General features: G+C 57.6%; 15 protein-coding genes. 7 read left to right on the forward strand and 8 right to left on the reverse strand.

The features are described from left to right. Nucleotide 1: 1 nt before the first annotated feature. The 5 genes from K2184_RS21150 to rutA are packed head-to-tail and all read right to left on the reverse strand — an operon-like array spanning nt 2 to nt 3,575. On the reverse strand, nt 2–592 hold the full coding sequence (locus K2184_RS21150) for a malonic semialdehyde reductase (protein ID WP_064370915.1): 591 nt from the start codon (nt 590–592) through the stop codon (nt 2–4). Beyond that, the gene (gene rutD, locus K2184_RS21155) at nt 589–1,392 is read right to left on the reverse strand and encodes a pyrimidine utilization protein D (protein ID WP_064370916.1); all 804 of its coding nucleotides are present in this window, start codon (nt 1,390–1,392) and stop codon (nt 589–591) included. Before rutD ends, K2184_RS21150 begins: the two co-directional genes overlap by 4 nt. Further along, on the reverse strand, nt 1,389–1,781 hold the full coding sequence (rutC, locus tag K2184_RS21160; protein ID WP_004100974.1) for a pyrimidine utilization protein C: 393 nt from the start codon (nt 1,779–1,781) through the stop codon (nt 1,389–1,391). The genes rutD and rutC overlap by 4 nt, the downstream gene beginning before the upstream one ends. Beyond that, the gene (gene rutB, locus K2184_RS21165; protein WP_032728053.1) at nt 1,774–2,484 is read right to left on the reverse strand and encodes a pyrimidine utilization protein B; all 711 of its coding nucleotides are present in this window, start codon (nt 2,482–2,484) and stop codon (nt 1,774–1,776) included. Before rutB ends, rutC begins: the two co-directional genes overlap by 8 nt. Beyond that, on the reverse strand, nt 2,484–3,575 hold the full coding sequence (gene rutA / locus K2184_RS21170; protein WP_004100980.1) for a pyrimidine utilization protein A: 1,092 nt from the start codon (nt 3,573–3,575) through the stop codon (nt 2,484–2,486). Before rutA ends, rutB begins: the two co-directional genes overlap by 1 nt. Before the next feature lie 284 nt (nt 3,576–3,859). Here rutA and rutR point away from each other — a divergent pair, with 284 nt between their 5' ends. Next, complete coding sequence (rutR, locus tag K2184_RS21175) at nt 3,860–4,498, forward strand: HTH-type transcriptional regulator RutR (RefSeq protein ID WP_004100981.1); 639 nt, start codon at nt 3,860–3,862, stop codon at nt 4,496–4,498. Here the strand turns inward: rutR and K2184_RS21180 are convergent. Next, nucleotides 4,495–4,890 carry a lysozyme inhibitor LprI family protein gene (locus tag K2184_RS21180; protein ID WP_004100983.1) on the reverse strand — a complete coding sequence of 132 codons (396 nt, stop codon included), beginning with the start codon at nt 4,888–4,890 and terminating at the stop codon, nt 4,495–4,497. The genes rutR and K2184_RS21180 overlap by 4 nt on opposite strands. A 194-nt stretch (nt 4,891–5,084) precedes the next feature. Next, nucleotides 5,085–9,047, reverse strand: coding sequence for a trifunctional transcriptional regulator/proline dehydrogenase/L-glutamate gamma-semialdehyde dehydrogenase (gene putA, locus K2184_RS21185; RefSeq protein WP_163525344.1), 3,963 nt, complete (start codon nt 9,045–9,047; stop codon nt 5,085–5,087). A 556-nt stretch (nt 9,048–9,603) separates the two neighbouring features. Here putA and putP point away from each other — a divergent pair. Further along, complete coding sequence (gene putP / locus K2184_RS21190) at nt 9,604–11,112, forward strand: sodium/proline symporter PutP (RefSeq protein WP_004100988.1); 1,509 nt, start codon at nt 9,604–9,606, stop codon at nt 11,110–11,112. Nucleotides 11,113–11,224: 112 nt separating this feature from the next. After that, nucleotides 11,225–11,659 carry a DUF3574 domain-containing protein gene (locus K2184_RS21195; protein ID WP_016807396.1) on the forward strand — a complete coding sequence of 145 codons (435 nt, stop codon included), beginning with the start codon at nt 11,225–11,227 and terminating at the stop codon, nt 11,657–11,659. Nucleotides 11,660–11,788: 129 nt separating this feature from the next. Here K2184_RS21195 and K2184_RS21200 read toward each other — a convergent pair whose 3' ends face one another. Then, complete coding sequence (locus K2184_RS21200) at nt 11,789–12,973, reverse strand: NupC/NupG family nucleoside CNT transporter (RefSeq protein WP_163525346.1); 1,185 nt, start codon at nt 12,971–12,973, stop codon at nt 11,789–11,791. Nucleotides 12,974–13,245: 272 nt separating this feature from the next. On the opposite strand from K2184_RS21200, the gene efeU reads away from it, so the two are divergent. From efeU to phoH, 4 genes are all read left to right on the forward strand, one after another. Continuing rightward, nucleotides 13,246–14,076, forward strand: coding sequence for an iron uptake transporter permease EfeU (efeU, locus tag K2184_RS21205; protein WP_004100994.1), 831 nt, complete (start codon nt 13,246–13,248; stop codon nt 14,074–14,076). 55 nt (nt 14,077–14,131) lie between these two features. Continuing rightward, nucleotides 14,132–15,259 (forward strand): iron uptake system protein EfeO, encoded by a 1,128-nt coding sequence (gene efeO, locus K2184_RS21210; RefSeq protein ID WP_163525348.1) that lies wholly within the window; start codon nt 14,132–14,134, stop codon nt 15,257–15,259. Between the two features lie 4 nt (nt 15,260–15,263). Continuing rightward, on the forward strand, nt 15,264–16,544 hold the full coding sequence (gene efeB, locus K2184_RS21215; RefSeq protein ID WP_004112110.1) for an iron uptake transporter deferrochelatase/peroxidase subunit: 1,281 nt from the start codon (nt 15,264–15,266) through the stop codon (nt 16,542–16,544). Between the two features lie 509 nt (nt 16,545–17,053). Further along, nucleotides 17,054–17,842 (forward strand): phosphate starvation-inducible protein PhoH, encoded by a 789-nt coding sequence (gene phoH, locus K2184_RS21220; protein WP_017146145.1) that lies wholly within the window; start codon nt 17,054–17,056, stop codon nt 17,840–17,842. Nucleotides 17,843–17,870 lie beyond the last annotated feature (28 nt).

The raw sequence follows: 17,870 nt of genomic DNA on the forward strand, positions 1-17,870 counted from the left end.
CTTATACCAGCTGGCAGGCATCATCAAAGGACAGACGCGGCAGGCGCGCGTACAGTTTACCGGGATCGCCGTAGCCGATATTAATCAGCAGGTTGCTTTTCCAGGCGCCGTCGGCAAAAAACGCCGCATCGACTTTTTCGCGGTCAAAACCCGACATCGGACCGGTATCCAGGCCCAGCGCGCGGCAGGCGAAAATCAGGTATGCCGCCTGCAATGAGCTGTTGCGAAAGGCGGTCTCCTCCGCCATTTGCGAACTGGAGGTAAACCAGTTGCGGGCGTCGCCGTGGGGGAACAGCTCCGGCAGCCGGTCATAGAACGCGCGGTCCCAGGCGACAATAGCGGTGACCGGCGCCTGCAGGGTCTTCGCGATGTTGCCGCTCGACAGGGCCGGGCGCAGCTTCTCTTTACCTTCCGGGGTGCGGACGAAAACGAAGCGCGCCGGGGAGCAGTTGGCGGAGGTCGGCCCCATTTTCAGCAAGTCGTAGAGTTCGCGCAGTTGCGCGTCGCTGACCGGCTTATCCAGCCAGCCGTTGTGGGTTCGGGCCTCGGTGAACAGCGCGGCGCAGGCGGCCGGACTAATGGCTTCGCTCATAGGTTCTCCTGGGGTACGGGCAGCATCGCGGCCAGCCCGTCGCATAAAATAGGGTTAAAGGTGGCGCTATCGGTGACGTTGCAGGCGTGGCCGCCCCAGGCCATTTCCACCAGTTGGCTGTCGGGGATTGCCGCCTGCAGCAGGCGGGAGCAGGAGGCCGGGACCAGCAGATCGTCAGCGGCGCTGATAACCAGCGTCGGGCAGACGATGGCTGCCGCCCGGCGCGAAAAGTCGGCCTGCTTGAGAGCATTCAGCCTTTTCAGCAGATTCTCTTTGCCCTGGAAATGGCTGATGGCGAGCGCGTCTTCGGCCTCCAGACGCGGCAGGCGAGAAGCCATCCACTCCGCCGGATAGAGGAACAGCGGCTGCGCTTCTACCCACGCCTGCGCGCCACCCGCGTGCAGCAGGCGCTCGCGCACCAGGAAGCAGCGGCGGGTATGCGGGGAGAGCGTCAGCCAGCCGTTCACCAGTACCAGGGCGCTTATCGCTTCGGGATGGTCCAGCGCGAGTTGCATGCCAATCAGCGCCCCCAGGGCGTGGCCAATCAGCGCAAAGCGCCCAATACCCGCCTCCAGCAGCGCCGCGTAGAGTTCCTGCGCCATCTGCGCCATGCTATAGCTGGCGGGCAACGGGCCGCCGTTTTCGCCGGTGCCGTTGTGGTCATAGCTCACCAGCTGGTAGTGCGCTTCCAGCGCCGAACGCTGCGGCAGCCAGTAGCCGCCCGCGCCGCCGAGCCCGGCGCTCAGAACCACCACCGGCGCGCCGGGATAAGGCGCCGGGGAGATATTCAGCTTCATCATGCCGGTTTCCCGATATGGGCGACGGTGGCGATCTCCACCAGCGCTTCGGGCTTCACCAGCCCGCACTGAATGCAGAAACGCGCCGGTTTGTCGCCGGGGAAGAACTCCGCGTAGACTTCGTTAATCGCGGCGTAGTTTTTCCAGTCGGTGATAAAGATGCTGTTGAAGGTCACATCCGCCATACTGCCCCCCGCCGTCTCGATAACGCTCCTGATGGTTTCCAGCACGTGGCGGGTTTGCGCCTTTGGGTCGCCGATGTAAACCACGTTATTTTGCTTATCGAACGGCAGGGTGCCGGAGACGTAAACCACGCCGTCGGCCAGCGTGCCGGGAACAAACGGTGCGATAGGCGCGGTGGTGCCTGGCGGAATAATCACCTGTTTAGGCATAACGTTTCTCCTCGTTAAATGCGTGCGGCGCGGCGGGCTCAAGGGCATTACAGAAGCTGGCGACATCGCTGACCCAGCCAAAGAAGGTTTCGATATTAAACAGCGCCGCCTGCTGGGCAAACGCCGGACCGGCCTGGTGCGTAGCGTCCTCCAGCACGATGCCGAAATATTCGAGGAAAAAGCCGTCGCGCAGGGTTGATTCCACGCAGACGTTGGTGGCGATGCCGGTAAACACCAGATGGCGGATGCCGCGGCTGCGCAGGATGCTGTCGAGCGCGGTATTAAAGAAGCCGCTGTAGCGCGGTTTCGGCAGCACGATATCGCCGGGCTGCGGCTTAAGCTGATCGACCAGCTGATAGTCCCAGCCGCCTTTCGCCAGCAGCTTGCCCTGCAGCTCCGGGTTCTGGCGCATGGTTTTCAGCGCGTTGGATTTATGAAAATTGGGCGAACCGGGGCCGCCGGCCTCCACGTACTGGTCATCCCAGCCGTTCTGAAACCAGATAACCAGCATCCCGGCGGCGCGCGCGGCGGCCACGGCGAGGTTGATATTGTCGATAACCGGTCGGGTGGTGGAAACATCAAAGCCGGCGAGGTCGAGATAGCCGCCCTGGCTGGCGTAGGCGTTCTGCATATCGACGACGATCAGCGCGCTTTGTAGCGGCGCGAAGGTCAGGGATTCCGGGCGAGCGGGCAGGGTAATCATCAGGCAACCTCTTGAGTCATGGTGGCAATATGGTCGCGGCAGCGCATCAGCGGCTGAATGCGCTGTCCAAAGGCTTCGATACCGATAAGGAAATCATCAAACGTCAGCAGCACGCCGTCGGTGCCGGGAACCGCCGCCACCTCGTCGAGCATACGGGCGACATTGGCGTAGGAGCCCACAAGAGTGCCCATGTTGATATTGACCGCCGAGGTGGGATCGGCCATCTGGCGCACGTTGGTGTCGCTGCCGGAACGGGTGTCTTTCTGGCTCTGTTCCGTCAGCCACGCCAGCGCCTCGTCATCCGCGCCGGCTTTGTAATGCTCCCATTTGGCCCGGGCTGCCTCGTCGGTTTCGTCGGCAATCACCATAAACAGGACGTAGGAGCCGACGTCGCGGCCGGTTTTTTCCGCCGCCTGCATCATCCGGGCTGCGGTGGGGGCAAAGGCGGCAGGGGTGTTCACGCCTTTACCGAAGCAGAAGTTATAGTCAGCGTGTTGGGCGGAGAACGCCATACCGGCATCGCTTTGCCCGGCGCAGATGACCTTCATCGGCTGCGACGGCTGCGGGCTGACCCGGCAGTCATTCATGGTGAAGTAGTCGCCTTTGAAGTCGCTGCGCCCGGTTCCCCACAGGTCGCGCAGGACCTGGACATATTCGGTGAGGTAGTCATAGCGGCTGGCAAAATAGTCATCGCCCGGCCAGATGCCCATCTGCTCGTACTCCGGCTTTTGCCAGCCGGTGACCAGATTGACGCCAAAGCGGCCGCCGGAGATAGAGTCAATGGTTGAGGCCATGCGGGCGACGATCGCCGGGGGCAAGGTCAGGGTGGCGGCGGTGGCGTAGATCTGGATGCGTGAAGTCACGGCGGCCAGTCCGGCCATCAGGGTGAAGGACTCCAGATTATGATCCCAGAATTCGGTTTTGCCGCCGAAGCCGCGCAGTTTAATCATCGATAGCGCGAAATCGAAGCCGTAGTGTTCGGCTTTTTGCACGATAGCCTTATTGAGCTCAAACGTCGGCATGTACTGGGGAGCATGGGTGGAAATCAGCCAGCCGTTATTACCAATCGGAACGAAGACACCAATTTTCATACCTACCTCTCTGCATGTCGTTGAACAAGAAGGCGCGGCGCTGCATCCTGCATCTCCCTCAATCACCTCGCCTGAAAGATAAAGCAAAGGCGATGCCAGTTTTACAAAGGCTAATGTTATTAATGTGTTGCGTTATGGTTGCTGAAAATGGCAGCAATAAAAGTGGACTGAATGGTCAAAATCGGTGCACGAAAAAGCCGCAGTCGTGCGCAATCGGGGTGCACAGAGTCGTGCCGGCGCTGGGCTTTTGCTATGCTGATGGCGGGAAATGAAGGAGATAATGCATGGCACAGGGCGGCGTGAAAAAGATCGGCAAACGTTCACAGGCGGTGAGCGCAAAAAAAGAGGCTATTCTGGCCGCCGCGCTGGACGCGTTCTCGCAGTATGGCATTCACGGCACGCGGCTTGAGCAGGTTGCCGAGCTGGCCGGGGTGTCGAAAACCAATTTGCTCTATTACTACCCCTCGAAAGAAGCGCTGTATATCGCGGTGCTGCAGCAGATCCTGGCTATCTGGCTGGCGCCGCTCAAGGCGTTTCGTGAAGACATCAGTCCGCTGGTGGCCATCGGCGAATATATTCGCCTTAAGCTGGAGGTTTCCCGCGATCACCCGCAGGCGTCAAAGCTGTTTTGTCTGGAGATGCTGCAAGGTGCGCCGCTGCTGATGGGCGAGCTGACCGGCGATCTGAAAGCGTTGGTAGATGAGAAGTCGGCGATTATTTCCGGCTGGGTTGAGAGCGGCAGGCTGGCGCCCGTCGACCCGCAGCATCTGATCTTTATGATCTGGGCGACTACGCAGCATTACGCCGATTTCGCCACTCAGGTTGAGGCGGTAACCGGCGCGACGCTGCGCGATGAGGCGTTTTTTCAGCAAACCGTCGATAACGTCCAGCGGATGATTATCGAAGGGATTCGGGTGCGTTAATTGGCGGGCGGCAGCGGGCAGCTCTGATCGCCATCCTCGCACTGCAGCAGCGAAGCGAGATACGACTCGCGCTCGACGGTTTTATCGGACATGCACTGGTTGATCAGCATTGGCTGTACGCTGCCGCCTTCTGCGCCGGAGGCGAGGAATTGACAGTCGGCGTCGCGCAGGGCAATCCACGTCAGCTGCGCTTTTTTCAGCAGTTCCTGCTGTTTTTCAGAGGCGCGCTTCAGCGCTTCCTGATACGTTTCATTTAATTTTTTGTCGTCAGCCTGGTACTGCTCGGCGGTGCACTGGTTCATTTCCGTTTGATTGCTGGCGTTGCTACATTCGTCCGCCAGCGCATGGGTGCTTGCCAGCAGCGCGGCAAAAGCGAGTAAAGTGCGTTTCATTGGTCAACTCCCATAAAAAAAGCTCCCGTCCGGGAGCCTTAATTAACCACAGCCTGCGTCTGGTGTCATTAGCTGACGTTGTGCCGTCTGCTTTCCCGGGGGCGGCGCGGAGCGCCTTGCCCGGGCGACCGGTCTACAGCCGTCTGCGATCCGGTAGGCCGGACAGAAACGCAGTATCGCCTCCGGGAAAAGGCTTAGCCAATCGTCATCAGGCTGGCGTTGCCGCCGGCTGCGGCGGTATTGACGCTGAGCGAACGTTCAATATAGAGCCGCTCCAGCAGCAGATTGCTCTCGCCGCGGGCGAAGCCCTGCACCGAAACAATCGCGCCATCGCGCGCCGCTACCTGTTCACACAGCTCACGCAGCTGATCGGAATCGCCGTGGTAGATAACCGCATCGAAAGGCTCGCTCGCCAGGGTTTCCGCTTTGGCAAAGTGGATCCGTTCGCTGACTTCGCGCGGCAGTTTTTTCGCCAGCTCGCGCTGCAGAGGCGCGTCAGGCCACAGCACTTCGCACCCGACGGCGATCACGCCCGCCAGCTGGGTGAGCGCGTCCTGTTCGTTATCGGCGACGCACAGCACGCGGTCGCGCGGCATAAAGGTCAGGGTGTTGCGCTCACCGGTTGGGCCCGGAAGCAGACGCTGGGTACCGGCCTGCGCCTGTTCGCTGAACTGTTGGCACAGGGCCTGCAGTTCCGGGCGGTCTTTAGCCCACTGCTGTAACGCGAGCAGCGGTTTCTCCAACAGCGTTTTCAACTGCGCGTCCAGCGGGTACTCCGCATCCTGGCGGGCGAGGGTGATCCCGACGGCGTTCTGCGGCCGGCTGGAGAGCAGTCGGTACAGATACAGCGGGCCGCCGGCTTTTGGACCCGTACCCGACAGGCCCTCGCCGCCGAACGGCTGCACGCCGACCACGGCGCCAACCATATTACGGTTGACGTACAGGTTGCCGACGTTGGCGTTGCCGGTGACCTGGGCGATGGTTTCGTCGATACGGGTATGCACGCCCAGGGTCAGGCCATAACCCGAGGCGTTGATCTGCTCAACCAGCCCGTCCAGCTCGTTGCGGTTATAGCGCACCACGTGGAGTACCGGGCCGAAGACCTCTTTTTTCAGCTCGTCGAAGCTGTCGAGTTCGATCAGCGTCGGTGGAACGAAAGTACCGCTGGTCCACTCGCGCGAATCTTCACTGGTTTCGCGCACCGCCTGGAAGACTTTGCGCCCTTTGGCGCGCAGCGTCTGAATATGGCGCTCAATGTTCTCTTTGGCTTCGGCGTCAATAACCGGCCCGATATCGGTGGTCAGGCGGCCCGGATTGCCCATCCGGCACTCGGCCATCGCGCCGCGCAGCATCGTCAGCGTATGGTCGGCGATATCATCCTGCAGGCAGAGCACGCGCAGCGCAGAGCAGCGCTGTCCCGCGCTGTCGAACGCCGAGGCGAGAACGTCGATCACCACCTGTTCGGTCAGGGCGGAAGAGTCAACGATCATCGCGTTCATGCCGCCGGTTTCGGCGATGAGCGGCGTCGGGCGACCCTGAGCATCCAGGCGGCTGGCGATATTGCGCTGCAGTAGCGTGGCGACTTCGGTTGAGCCGGTGAACATCACGCCGCGAACGCGCTCGTCGGAAGTCAGCGCCGCACCGACGGTTTCTCCGCGGCCCGGCAGCAGTTGAATAACCCCCGGCGGTACGCCCGCTTCCAGCAGGATAGCGACGCCCTGAGCGGCGATCAGCGGCGTCTGTTCCGCGGGTTTCGCCAGAACGGTGTTGCCGGCCGCCAGCGCGGCGGCAATTTGGCCGGTAAAGATTGCCAGCGGGAAGTTCCACGGGCTGATACACACTACCGGGCCGAGCGGACGATGGGTTTCGTTATCAAAATCCGCGCGCACCTGGCCTGCGTAATAGTGCAGGAAATCCACCGCTTCACGCACTTCGGCAATGGCATTGCTGAAGGTTTTTCCCGCCTCGCGCACCAGGATACCCATCAGCGTTGGCATCTGACCTTCCATCAGTACCGCAGCGCGTTCGAGGATCGCCGCGCGCTCCTGCGGCGGGGTGGCGAACCAGATCGGCGCGTTGTTGACCGCGCTGGTCAGCGCCAGCTGAACTTCAGCCTCGCTGGCTTCGCGCACGTGGCCGACGATATCTTTTGGCTCCGCCGGGTTGATGACTGGCTGCATTTCGCCTTCGGCAACCGGCTGTTCCAGCATCGGCAGCGCCTGCCATTTATGCAGCGCGCTGTTTAAGAGCGAGGAAGAGAGGGAGGCCAGGCGATGCTCGTTGGCCAGATCCAGACCGGCTGAGTTACTGCGCCCCTTGCCGTAGAGATCGCGCGGCAGCGGGATTTTCGGATGCGGCAGGCCAACCTGACCTTCCTGCTGGGCCAGTTTTTCCACGGCGGCGACCGGGTCAGCAACCAGCTCATCCAGCGGCAGGGTGCTGTCGGCGATGCGGTTCACGAACGAGGTGTTAGCGCCGTTTTCCAGCAGGCGACGCACAAGGTAGGCCAGCAGCGTTTCGTGGGTGCCCACCGGCGCATAAATACGGCAGGGACGGTTGAGTTTGCCATCGGCGACTTTGCCGGTCACCTGCTCATACAGCGGTTCGCCCATGCCGTGCAGGCACTGGAACTCATACTGACCGGGGTAGTAGTTTTGTCCGGCGAGCTGATAAATCGCCGCCAGGGTATGCGCGTTATGCGTTGCGAACTGCGGATAGATCAGGTTCGGCACCGCCAGCAGCTTTTTCGCGCAGGCCAGATAGGAGACATCGGTATAAACCTTGCGGGTATAGACCGGATAGCCTTCGAGCCCGTCCATCTGCGCGCGTTTGATTTCGCTATCCCAGTAGGCGCCTTTTACCAGACGAATCATCAGGCGGCGACGGCTGCGGGTAGCCAGGTCGATCAGGTAGTCAATGACGAACGGGCAGCGTTTCTGATAGGCCTGGATCACAAAGCCAATCCCGTTCCAGCCCGCCAGCTCCGGCTCAAAGCAGAGTTTTTCCAGCAGATCGAGCGAGATCTCCAGGCGATCGGCCTCTTCGGCGTCAATGTTGATACCGATATCGTACTGGCGAGCCAGCAGGGTTAGCGATTTCAGGCGCGGGTAAAGCTCATCCATCGCGCGATCGTACTGGGCGCGGCTATAGCGCGGATGCAGCGCGGAGAGTTTAATCGAAATGCCCGGCCCTTCATAAATCCCCCGGCCGTTCGAGGCTTTGCCTATGGCATGAATAGCCTGCTGATAGGAAACCATATAGGCCTGGGCATCGTCAGCGGTCAGCGCCGCTTCGCCCAGCATATCGTAGGAGTAGCGGAAGCCTTTGTCTTCCAGCTTGCGGGCATTGGCCAACGCTTCGGCGATGGTTTCGCCGGTGACGAACTGCTCGCCCATCAGGCGCATCGCCATATCGACGCCTTTACGAATCAGCGGTTCGCCGCTCTTGCCGATAATACGGTTCAGCGAACGCGACAGGCTGGTTTCGTTATGGGTCGAGACCAGCTTGCCGGTAAACAGTAGCCCCCAGGTGGCGGCATTGACGAACAGCGAGGGGCTGCGGCCGATATGCGATTGCCAGTTGCCGTTGCTGATTTTGTCGCGGATCAGGGCATCGCGGGTGGCTTTGTCGGGAATGCGCAGCAGCGCCTCCGCCAGGCACATCAGGGCCACGCCTTCCTGCGACGAGAGCGAGAACTCCTGCAGCAGGCTCTGCACCATTCCTGCGCGGCCGCTGGCGGTTTTCTGGTTGCGCAGCTTCTCCGCCAGCTGATATGCCAGCTTGTGGGCCTGCTCGCCGAGATTCTGCGGCAGGCGAGCCTGCTCCAGCAGCATCGGCACGGCGTCGGTTTCGGCCCAACGCCAGGCGGCGGTAATTGACGCGCGGGAGACGGACTGCGGCAGGATCTGCTCAGCGAATTCGAGGAACGGCTGCCAGGGCTCATCGCCCGGACTGCCCGTTTCATCGCTTTCGTTAGCCGCGCCGGAAAGTAACGCCGGTAGCTCAGGCAGCGTCTCGTCGTTTTCCAGCTTTTCCAGATAATTGAAAATGGCCTGCTTAATCAGCCAGTGCGGCGTACGGTCAATACGGCTCGCCGCGGATTTAATACGTTCGCGCGTCGCGTCGTCAAGTTTTACACCCATGGTGGTGGTGCCCATGTCAGGAACTCCTGTTATTGGTCATTCGCTTTATCCTTCAACCCGCCTCTTTATTGGCTGCATTACCACGCTCCGGCCACAAGGTTAACGATGTCGCCGGATGCTGATAAATTTGCCGCCCGGACGCCGAGTGATTGATTTGGCGAAGTTCGCTTCTGTGCAGTGATGAGGTTGCGTAGAAATATCTACCATGTTGCAACTTTGTGCAACCTTGTTAATTGAGAATTGTGCTGCAGGCCTGAAATTGCCGTAATTGTTAAATTGTATGGCGTTAATAGCAGCTATTCATTCCCTTTATATTTGGGGTTTTATCTGCGTGACTTAACACTTTTACGTGGTGCAACCGATAAAAACGTGAGAGAGTGCAACCTATTACAAAATGAAGTTTGGTCCCCGATGCATTTAGTGTAAATGCTGTGTTAAATCATTTGTGAAAAAACAAAGCTTCCGTCAGGATACGGTCGCCCAATACAACCAAAAGGCCATTGCCCCGTTCCGGTAGTGGATAAAACGACAAATCTGGACGCTGTCGACAAAAAATTCTGGAGATTTTTACATGGCTATTAGCACACCCATGTTGGTGACTTTTATTGTTTATATTTTTGGCATGGTACTCATCGGTTTTATTGCCTGGCGTTCGACGAAGAACTTTGATGATTATATTCTCGGCGGCCGCAGCCTTGGCCCATTCGTCACCGCGCTCTCCGCCGGCGCTTCAGATATGAGCGGTTGGCTGCTGATGGGGCTGCCCGGCGCAATATTTATCTCCGGGATTTCCGAAAGCTGGATTGCCATTGGCCTGACGCTAGGCGCATGGATTAACTGGAAGCTGGTGGCGGGGCGTTTGCGGGTACACACCGAGGTGAATAATAACGCGCTGACGCTGCCGGATTATTTCACCGGCCGTTTTGAAGATAAAAGCCGGGTGCTGCGAATTATCTCGGCGCTGGTGATTCTGTTATTTTTCACCATCTATTGCGCATCCGGTATTGTGGCCGGCGCGCGTCTGTTTGAAAGCACCTTTGGCATGAGCTATGAAACCGCGCTGTGGGCCGGCGCGGCGGCAACCATTATTTATACCTTCGTCGGCGGTTTCCTTGCGGTGAGCTGGACCGATACCGTCCAGGCCAGCCTGATGATATTTGCCCTGATCCTGACGCCGGTCATGGTGATTATTTCGGTCGGCGGCTTTGGCGAATCGCTGGAAGTTATCAAGCAAAAGAGCATTGAGAACGTTGATATGCTGAAAGGGCTGAACTTCGTGGCGATTATTTCGCTGATGGGCTGGGGGCTGGGCTATTTTGGCCAGCCGCATATCCTGGCGCGCTTTATGGCGGCGGACTCGCACCATAGCATCGTACACGCCCGTCGTATCAGCATGACCTGGATGATCCTCTGCCTGGCGGGGGCCGTAGCCGTTGGCTTCTTCGGCATCGCTTACTTCAACAACAACCCGGGCGTGGCGGGCGCAGTTAATCAGAACGCTGAACGCGTCTTTATCGAACTGGCGCAGATTCTGTTCAACCCGTGGATTGCCGGGATTCTGCTGTCGGCGATCCTGGCGGCGGTCATGTCGACCCTGAGCTGCCAGCTGCTGGTTTGCTCAAGCGCCATCACCGAAGATCTGTATAAAGCGTTTTTGCGTAAAAATGCCGGTCAGCAGGAGCTGGTATGGGTTGGCCGCTTTATGGTGCTGGCCGTGGCGCTGGTCTCCATTGCCCTTGCAGCGAACCCGGAGAACCGTGTGCTGGGGCTGGTGAGCTACGCCTGGGCCGGCTTCGGCGCTGCGTTTGGTCCGGTGGTGCTGTTCTCGGTGATGTGGTCGCGAATGACGCGTAACGGCGCGCTGGCCGGGATGATCATCGGCGCTGTCACGGTGATTGTCTGGAAACAGTTCGCCTGGCTGGGCCTGTATGAAATTATCCCGGGCTTTATTTTCGGTAGCATCGGAATTGTGGTCTTCAGCCTGCTGGGTAAAGCGCCTTCCGCAGAGATGCAAAAACGCTTTGCCGAAGCGGACGCCCATTACCACTCCGCGCCGCCGGTGCGCGCGACTGCCGAGTAATGCTCTGTCGCATCATCAAGCCCGCATCATGCGGGCTTTATTGTTTGTGCCTCTTGCTAATCGATTGAAAATACGCTGATATCTGAGCATAAATATCAATGAGGGTAGCAAGATGAGTGTCAAACAGGGTGCGATGGCGTTAGTACTGGCAGGGATTTTAAGCGGCTGCGTAGCGCCCGCCGCGAAGATGGCCCCGGCGGCGGATGCTGATGCCTGCCCGGCGGATAACGCCATGGTGCAAACCACGCTCTATTTTGGCTTAAGCCGTCCGGCCGGGAAGGACATTACTGCCCAGGAGTGGCAGCAGTTCGTTGATCGCGACGTGACGCCGCGCTTTCGCGATGGCCTGACGGTCTTTGACGCGCGCGGTCAGTGGCTCGGCAATGACGGAACCGTGGCGCGCGAGCAGAGCAAGGCGCTGATGCTGATCCATGGCAAAGATGCGAAGAGCGAAGAGGGGATTGAGGCGCTGCGCAATACCTATAAATCGCGCTTTGCACAGGAGTCGGTCATGCGCGTTGACCAGCCGGTCTGCGTGCACTTTTAATTGGCATCTGATGAAAGGCCCGGGTTGCGGATAACGCCTTACCCGGGCTACGCAACCTCAGCTCGTACGAGCTGCCTGCCCGGGCAAGGCGCTCTGCGCCGCCCCCGGGATCACAGGCAATAACTGCGGTTACAGTACCAGACCAGCAAAGCTGGCAGAGAGCAGGCTGACCAGCGTTGCGCTATACACCAGCCGCAGGCCAAAGCGGGAAACGATATTCCCCTGCTGCTCGTTCAGACCCTTAATCGCCCCGGCGATGATGCCGATAGAAGCGAAGTTGGCGAAGGAGACCAGGAACACTGATAAGATACCCAGCCCGCGCGGCGTCATGCTGGCAGCGATTTTTTGTAGCTCAATCATGGCGACAAATTCATTGGCCACCAGCTTAGTCGCCATAATACTGCCGGCGCTCAGCGCATCGCTTAGCGGGATACCAATCAGCCACGCCAGCGGATAGAAGACATAGCCGAGTATCTGCTGGAAGCTCAGGCCAAACAGGGTGGCGAAGAGCGCGTTAATGGCGCTAATTAAGGCGATAAAGCCAATCAGCATCGCCAGAATAATCATGGCGACTTTGAATCCGGCCAGAATATATTCACCGAGCATTTCAAAGAAGCTCTGCGATTCATGAAGCTTCTCAAGCTTGATCTCTTCCTCGCTGCCTGGTCGCGTCGGATTAATGATCGACAGCACAATAAAAGTGCTGAACATATTCAGGATCAGCGCGGCAACGACATATTTCGCGTCGAGCATACTCATATAAGCGCCGACAATGGACAGCGAAACCGTCGACATTGCAGTGGCCGACATGGTGAACAGGCGGCGCGAAGAGAGGTCGCCGAGCACGCCCTTATAGGCAATAAAGTTCTCTGATTGCCCGAGGATCAGCGAACTGACCGCGTTGAAAGATTCCAGCTTACCCATACCGTTAACTTTCGATAACAGGGTACCAATCAGGCGAATAAAAATCGGCAGAATACGCCAGTGCTGAAGAATACCGATGAGCGCGGAGATAAAGACAATAGGGCACAGCACGCCAAGGAAAATAAACGCCAGCCCTTTTTCACTCATGCCGCCAAATACAAAGTTGGTGCCTTCGGCAGCGAAGCCGAGCAGTGATTCAAAAAAGGATGCAATATTTTTCACTAGCCACAGGCCGCTTTCGGCGTGGAGAAAAAAGAAAGCCAGCGCAACTTCAATAATAATTAACTGGATAATATAGCGAATGCGGATTTTTTTACGGTCGTAACTGGCAAGCCAGGCGAGCGCGAGGATAACCGCCAGCGCCAGCAGGAAGTGCAGGAATTGAGTCATGTTGTTCATTTCGCAGTAAATAAGGCCGCCATTTAGCCACAGCTCTTCGGCCGGGTAAATATCCGGCGCAAAAAATCCCCTTATCCTGCAGGGATGGCTTAAGGCAGAGAAATAATTCCGTAGCTCATTATTTGTTAGCGATTAATTTACAAATCGTCATCATTCCCTACACATTTCACTTGTGTTTCTGATTATTGTAATGATAATCACTATCAGAAATATTTACCTAACTTTGCATCAATTGACTGCGGTTCACATTTAAGGGTTTTGGTATGTTTGTCCCATTTCTCATCATGTTACGTGAAGGCCTCGAGGCCGCGCTGATTGTCAGCCTGATTGCCAGCTATCTGAAACGCACCCAGCGCGGGAACTGGATTAGCGTTATGTGGATTGGCGTTTTCCTGGCGGCGGCGCTGTGCCTGGGACTGGGGATCTTTATCAACGAAACGACCGGCGAATTCCCGCAACGCGAGCAGGAATTATTCGAAGGCATCGTGGCGGTGGTGGCGGTGTGTATTCTGACCTGGATGGTCTTCTGGATGCGCAAAGTGTCGCGCAACGTCAAACAGCAGCTTGAACAGGCGGTTGATAATGCGCTTCAGCGCGGCAACCACCACGGCTGGGCGCTGGTGATGATGGTGTTTTTCGCCGTCGCTCGCGAAGGTCTGGAGTCCGTATTCTTCCTGCTGGCGGCGTTCCAGCAGGATGTGGGTATCTGGCCGCCCATCGGAGCGATGCTTGGGCTGGGAACGGCAATCGTTTTAGGATTCCTGATCTACTGGGGCGGTATCCGCATGAATCTCGGCGTCTTTTTCAAATGGACCAGCCTGTTTATTTTGCTGGTTGCCGCAGGTCTGGCGGCCGGGGCTATTCGCGCTTTCCATGAAGCCGGATTGTGGAACCATTTTCAGGACGTCGCCTTCGATCTCAGCAACGTGATTTCGACGCATACGCTCTTCGGGACGCTGCTGGAGGGGATTTTCGGCTATCAGGAAACGCCGACTATCAGCGAAGTGGCGGTCTACTTTATCTATTTGGTTCCGGCGCTGGTGCTGTTCGCGCTGCCGTCGGGCAATAACACCACCGCATCCCGAGCCGCGTAGTCGGGCATCGCGAATTCAAATAGTTACAACATACTTATCGAAAGGGATGGTCATCATGATGAATCATTTTCGTCGCACTGCGCTGCAGCTTAGCGTTGCCGCGCTATTCAGCTCTGCAATTTACGCCCAGGCGGCCGATATTCCGCAGGTAAAAGTTACCGTTACTGACAAACAGTGCGAGCCAATGAACGTCACCGTCAAAGCGGGTAAAACTCAGTTCATCATTCAGAACCACAGCCAGAAAGCGCTGGAATGGGAGATCCTGAAAGGCGTGATGGTGGTTGAAGAGCGCGAGAATATCGCCCCCGGCTTTACGCAAAAGCTGACGGCAAACCTGCAGCCGGGTGAATATGATATGACCTGCGGCCTGCTGACTAACCCGAAAGGCAAACTGACGGTGACCGGAGAGGCGATCCAGGGTGCCGCGAAAGCCGATGCGCTGCTTAGCCTCGGCGAAGCGATTACCGCCTACAAAGCCTGGGTTAGCGCCGAGACTGCGCAACTGGTGAGCAGCACCAAAGCCTTTACCGATGCGGTGAAAGCAGGCGATATCGAGAAAGCAAAAGCGCTGTATGCGCCAACGCGTCAGCACTATGAACGTATCGAGCCGATCGCTGAGCTGTTCTCTGACCTTGATGGCAGCATTGACGCCCGCGAGGATGACTACGAGAAAAAAGCCGAAGATCCAAAATTCACCGGTTTCCACCGGCTGGAAAAAGCGCTGTTTGGCGATAACAGCGTCAAAGGCATGGATAAATACGCCGATCAACTACACGCTGACGTTATTGAGCTGCAAAAACGCATCAGCGAGCTGGCGTTCCCGCCGTCAAAAGTGGTTGGCGGCGCAGCCGGTTTGATTGAAGAAGTGGCGGCCAGCAAAATCAGCGGTGAAGAAGATCGCTACAGCCATACCGACCTGTGGGACTTCCAGGCCAACATTGACGGCGCGCAGAAAATCGTCGACCTGCTGCGTCCTCAACTACAAAAAGAGAACAGCACGCTGCTGGCAAAAGTGGATGCCAACTTCAAGAAAGTTGACGCCATTCTCGGTAAATACCGCACCAAAGAGGGTTTTGAGACCTACGACAAGCTGACGGATGCCGATCGTAACGCGCTGAAAGGCCCGATCACCACCCTTGCGGAAGATCTGGCCCAGCTGCGCGGGATCCTCGGTCTGGATTAAGTCGATGGCAGAGCAAAAATACCCTATCAATGAACCGTCGCGTCGGCGGTTACTCAAAGGGATCGGCGCGCTTGGCGGCGCGCTGGCCTTGACCGGTGGCTGCCCGGTGGCGCATGCGGCAAAAGAGAAAAGCTCACCGGGTACGGTCTCCCCCGATGCGCGCATGGAAGCGCAGCCGTTTTATGGTTTGCACCAGGCCGGCGTGCTGACGCCGCAGCAGGCATCGATGATGATCGTCGCATTTGATGTCCTCGCCGGTGATAAAGCGGATCTGGAAAGACTGTTTCGTCTGCTGACCCAGCGGATCGCCTTTCTGACTAAGGGGGGGCCCGCGCCGGAGACGCCGAACCCGCGGCTGCCGCCGATGGACTCGGGCATTCTTGGGCCGTGGATCGCCCCGGATAACCTGACGATAACCGTTTCGGTGGGGCATTCGCTGTTTGACGAACGCTTCGGTCTGGCCAGCCATGCGCCGAAGAAGCTGCAAAAAATGACCCGTTTTCCTAACGACTCGCTGGATGCGGCGCTCTGTCACGGCGATCTGTTGCTGCAAATTTGCGCCAATACTCAGGATACGGTGATTCACGCGCTGCGGGATGTGATTAAACACACGCCGGATTTACTCAGCGTGCGCTGGAAGCGGGAGGGATTCATCTCCGATAGCGCCGCGCGCAGCAAGGGTAAAGAGACGCCGGTGAATCTGCTGGGCTTTAAAGACGGCACCGCGAATCCATTGAGTTCGGATACTGCGTTAATGGACAAGGTGGTGTGGGTAACCGCCGATCAGGGGGAACCGGCATGGGCGACGGGCGGTAGCTACCAGGCGGCGCGGATTATTCAGTTCCACGTTGAGTTTTGGGACCGCACGCCGCTGAAAGAGCAGCAGACCATTTTTGGCCGCGAAAAACTGACCGGAGCGCCGCTGGGGATGGAGCACGAGCACGATGTGCCCGATTACCGTAACGATCCTGACGGCGAAATCATTGCGCTCGACAGTCATATTCGGTTGGCCAACCCGCGCACTCCGGAAACGGCCTCCAGCCTGATGATGCGTCGGGGCTACAGTTATTCGCTGGGGGTCACGAATTCCGGCCAGCTGGATATGGGGCTGCTGTTTGTCTGCTATCAGCACGATCTGGAAAAAGGCTTCCTGACGGTGCAAAAGCGGCTGAACGGAGAAGCCCTGGAAGAGTACGTGAAGCCGATTGGCGGCGGATACTTTTTTGTTCTGCCGGGGGTCGTTGACCCTCAACATTATCTCGGTCAATCGTTAGTCGAAGCCTGACGTACCTGCCCTCCGGGGCAGGGCGTTTTCTGCTGTTTTTCCATTCATTTTTTGTATTTCCTGCCTTGTTTCATTTTTCTGTAATCTTATAGTCGGAAACTCTCCCGAGCCGCCATGAGAATTATTTGTTGTCTGTATGTGAAAAATAAGTTGCGCTTAGAATTATTTCTGATGTACTTATTACAGACGCGGTAGTTCTCGGCAGCAGTATCGTTTCATTATGGAGATCGCGAATGCCCGATTGCTGTAACGGAAAACGTCAAACCCGATACCGTACTCATCAGCACGGAAGCCCCACTTCCGGCCGCGATTTTCTCACCGCCAAATCATCCCCCTCTATCACAGAATATCTGAACCCAGGCAAGGTTATCGGTGCGCGTAGCCGTGACCCTCTGCCAATTCGTCAGGCAAGCAATGGCTTACAAGGAAGCCAAACCTCAATCGTTAGTGCGCATAATCGTGTCGAACGTGACGCGTGTGATGTAAACCAACAACGCAAGGTGCTATCCATGGGAAGACAAAAAGCAGTGACCAGAGCTCGTCGTGAGGCCAAACGTGTGCTGAGACAGGATTCGCGAAGCCATAAGCAGCGCGAAGAAGAATCGGTCACATCGCTTGTGCAAATGAGTGGCGTAGAAGCCATTGGCATGGCGCGGGATAGCCGCGATCTATCGCCAATTGAAGCGCGCAATGAGGCTCAGGCGCATTATTTGAACGCCATCGACAATAAACAGCTGATCTTTGCCACGGGCGAGGCCGGGTGCGGTAAGACCTGGATTAGCGCGGCGAAAGCTGCTGAAGCCCTGATTCATAAAGATGTGGACAGAATTATTGTTACCCGTCCCGTTCTGCAGGCCGACGAAGACCTCGGCTTCTTACCGGGAGATATCGCCGAGAAGTTTGCTCCCTATTTCCGCCCGGTTTATGACGTGCTGGTGAGGAGGCTGGGGGCTTCCTTTATGCAATACTGCCTGCGCCCGGAAATCGGCAAGGTGGAAATCGCGCCGTTCGCCTATATGCGCGGACGTACATTTGAAAATGCGGTGGTGATTCTGGACGAGGCCCAGAACGTGACCGCGGCGCAAATGAAGATGTTTTTGACCCGCCTCGGGGAGAACGTGACGGTTATCGTCAACGGCGACATCACCCAGTGCGATTTACCTTCAGGCGTGCGGTCGGGTCTGGCCGATGCGCTGGCGCGTTTTGAGGAAGATGAAATGGTGGGGATCGTGCGCTTTACGACGGACGATTGCGTGCGTTCAATGCTTTGCCAGCGCGCTTTGAAAGCCTACTACTGATAGTTTCTTAGTCTGCAAAGCCCGGGAA

The organism is Klebsiella sp. K5-306, assembly GCF_051835185.1.
GTDB classification, from domain to species: Bacteria; Pseudomonadota; Gammaproteobacteria; order Enterobacterales; family Enterobacteriaceae; genus Klebsiella; species Klebsiella oxytoca.

What these genes read in the sequence shown, in the direction of transcription:
- K2184_RS21150 (WP_064370915.1), bottom strand. Translation starts at nt 592, where the DNA reads ATGAGCGAAGCCATTAGTCCGGCCGCCTGCGCCGCGCTGTTCACCGAG.
- rutD (WP_064370916.1), bottom strand. Translation starts at nt 1,392, where the DNA reads ATGATGAAGCTGAATATCTCCCCGGCGCCTTATCCCGGCGCGCCGGTG.
- rutC (WP_004100974.1), bottom strand. Translation starts at nt 1,781, where the DNA reads ATGCCTAAACAGGTGATTATTCCGCCAGGCACCACCGCGCCTATCGCA.
- rutB (WP_032728053.1), bottom strand. Translation starts at nt 2,484, where the DNA reads ATGATTACCCTGCCCGCTCGCCCGGAATCCCTGACCTTCGCGCCGCTA.
- rutA (WP_004100980.1), bottom strand. Translation starts at nt 3,575, where the DNA reads ATGAAAATTGGTGTCTTCGTTCCGATTGGTAATAACGGCTGGCTGATT.
- rutR (WP_004100981.1), top strand. Translation starts at nt 3,860, where the DNA reads ATGGCACAGGGCGGCGTGAAAAAGATCGGCAAACGTTCACAGGCGGTG.
- K2184_RS21180 (WP_004100983.1), bottom strand. Translation starts at nt 4,890, where the DNA reads ATGAAACGCACTTTACTCGCTTTTGCCGCGCTGCTGGCAAGCACCCAT.
- putA (WP_163525344.1), bottom strand. Translation starts at nt 9,047, where the DNA reads ATGGGCACCACCACCATGGGTGTAAAACTTGACGACGCGACGCGCGAA.
- putP (WP_004100988.1), top strand. Translation starts at nt 9,604, where the DNA reads ATGGCTATTAGCACACCCATGTTGGTGACTTTTATTGTTTATATTTTT.
- K2184_RS21195 (WP_016807396.1), top strand. Translation starts at nt 11,225, where the DNA reads ATGAGTGTCAAACAGGGTGCGATGGCGTTAGTACTGGCAGGGATTTTA.
- K2184_RS21200 (WP_163525346.1), bottom strand. Translation starts at nt 12,973, where the DNA reads ATGACTCAATTCCTGCACTTCCTGCTGGCGCTGGCGGTTATCCTCGCG.
- efeU (WP_004100994.1), top strand. Translation starts at nt 13,246, where the DNA reads ATGTTTGTCCCATTTCTCATCATGTTACGTGAAGGCCTCGAGGCCGCG.
- efeO (WP_163525348.1), top strand. Translation starts at nt 14,132, where the DNA reads ATGATGAATCATTTTCGTCGCACTGCGCTGCAGCTTAGCGTTGCCGCG.
- efeB (WP_004112110.1), top strand. Translation starts at nt 15,264, where the DNA reads ATGGCAGAGCAAAAATACCCTATCAATGAACCGTCGCGTCGGCGGTTA.
- phoH (WP_017146145.1), top strand. Translation starts at nt 17,054, where the DNA reads ATGGGAAGACAAAAAGCAGTGACCAGAGCTCGTCGTGAGGCCAAACGT.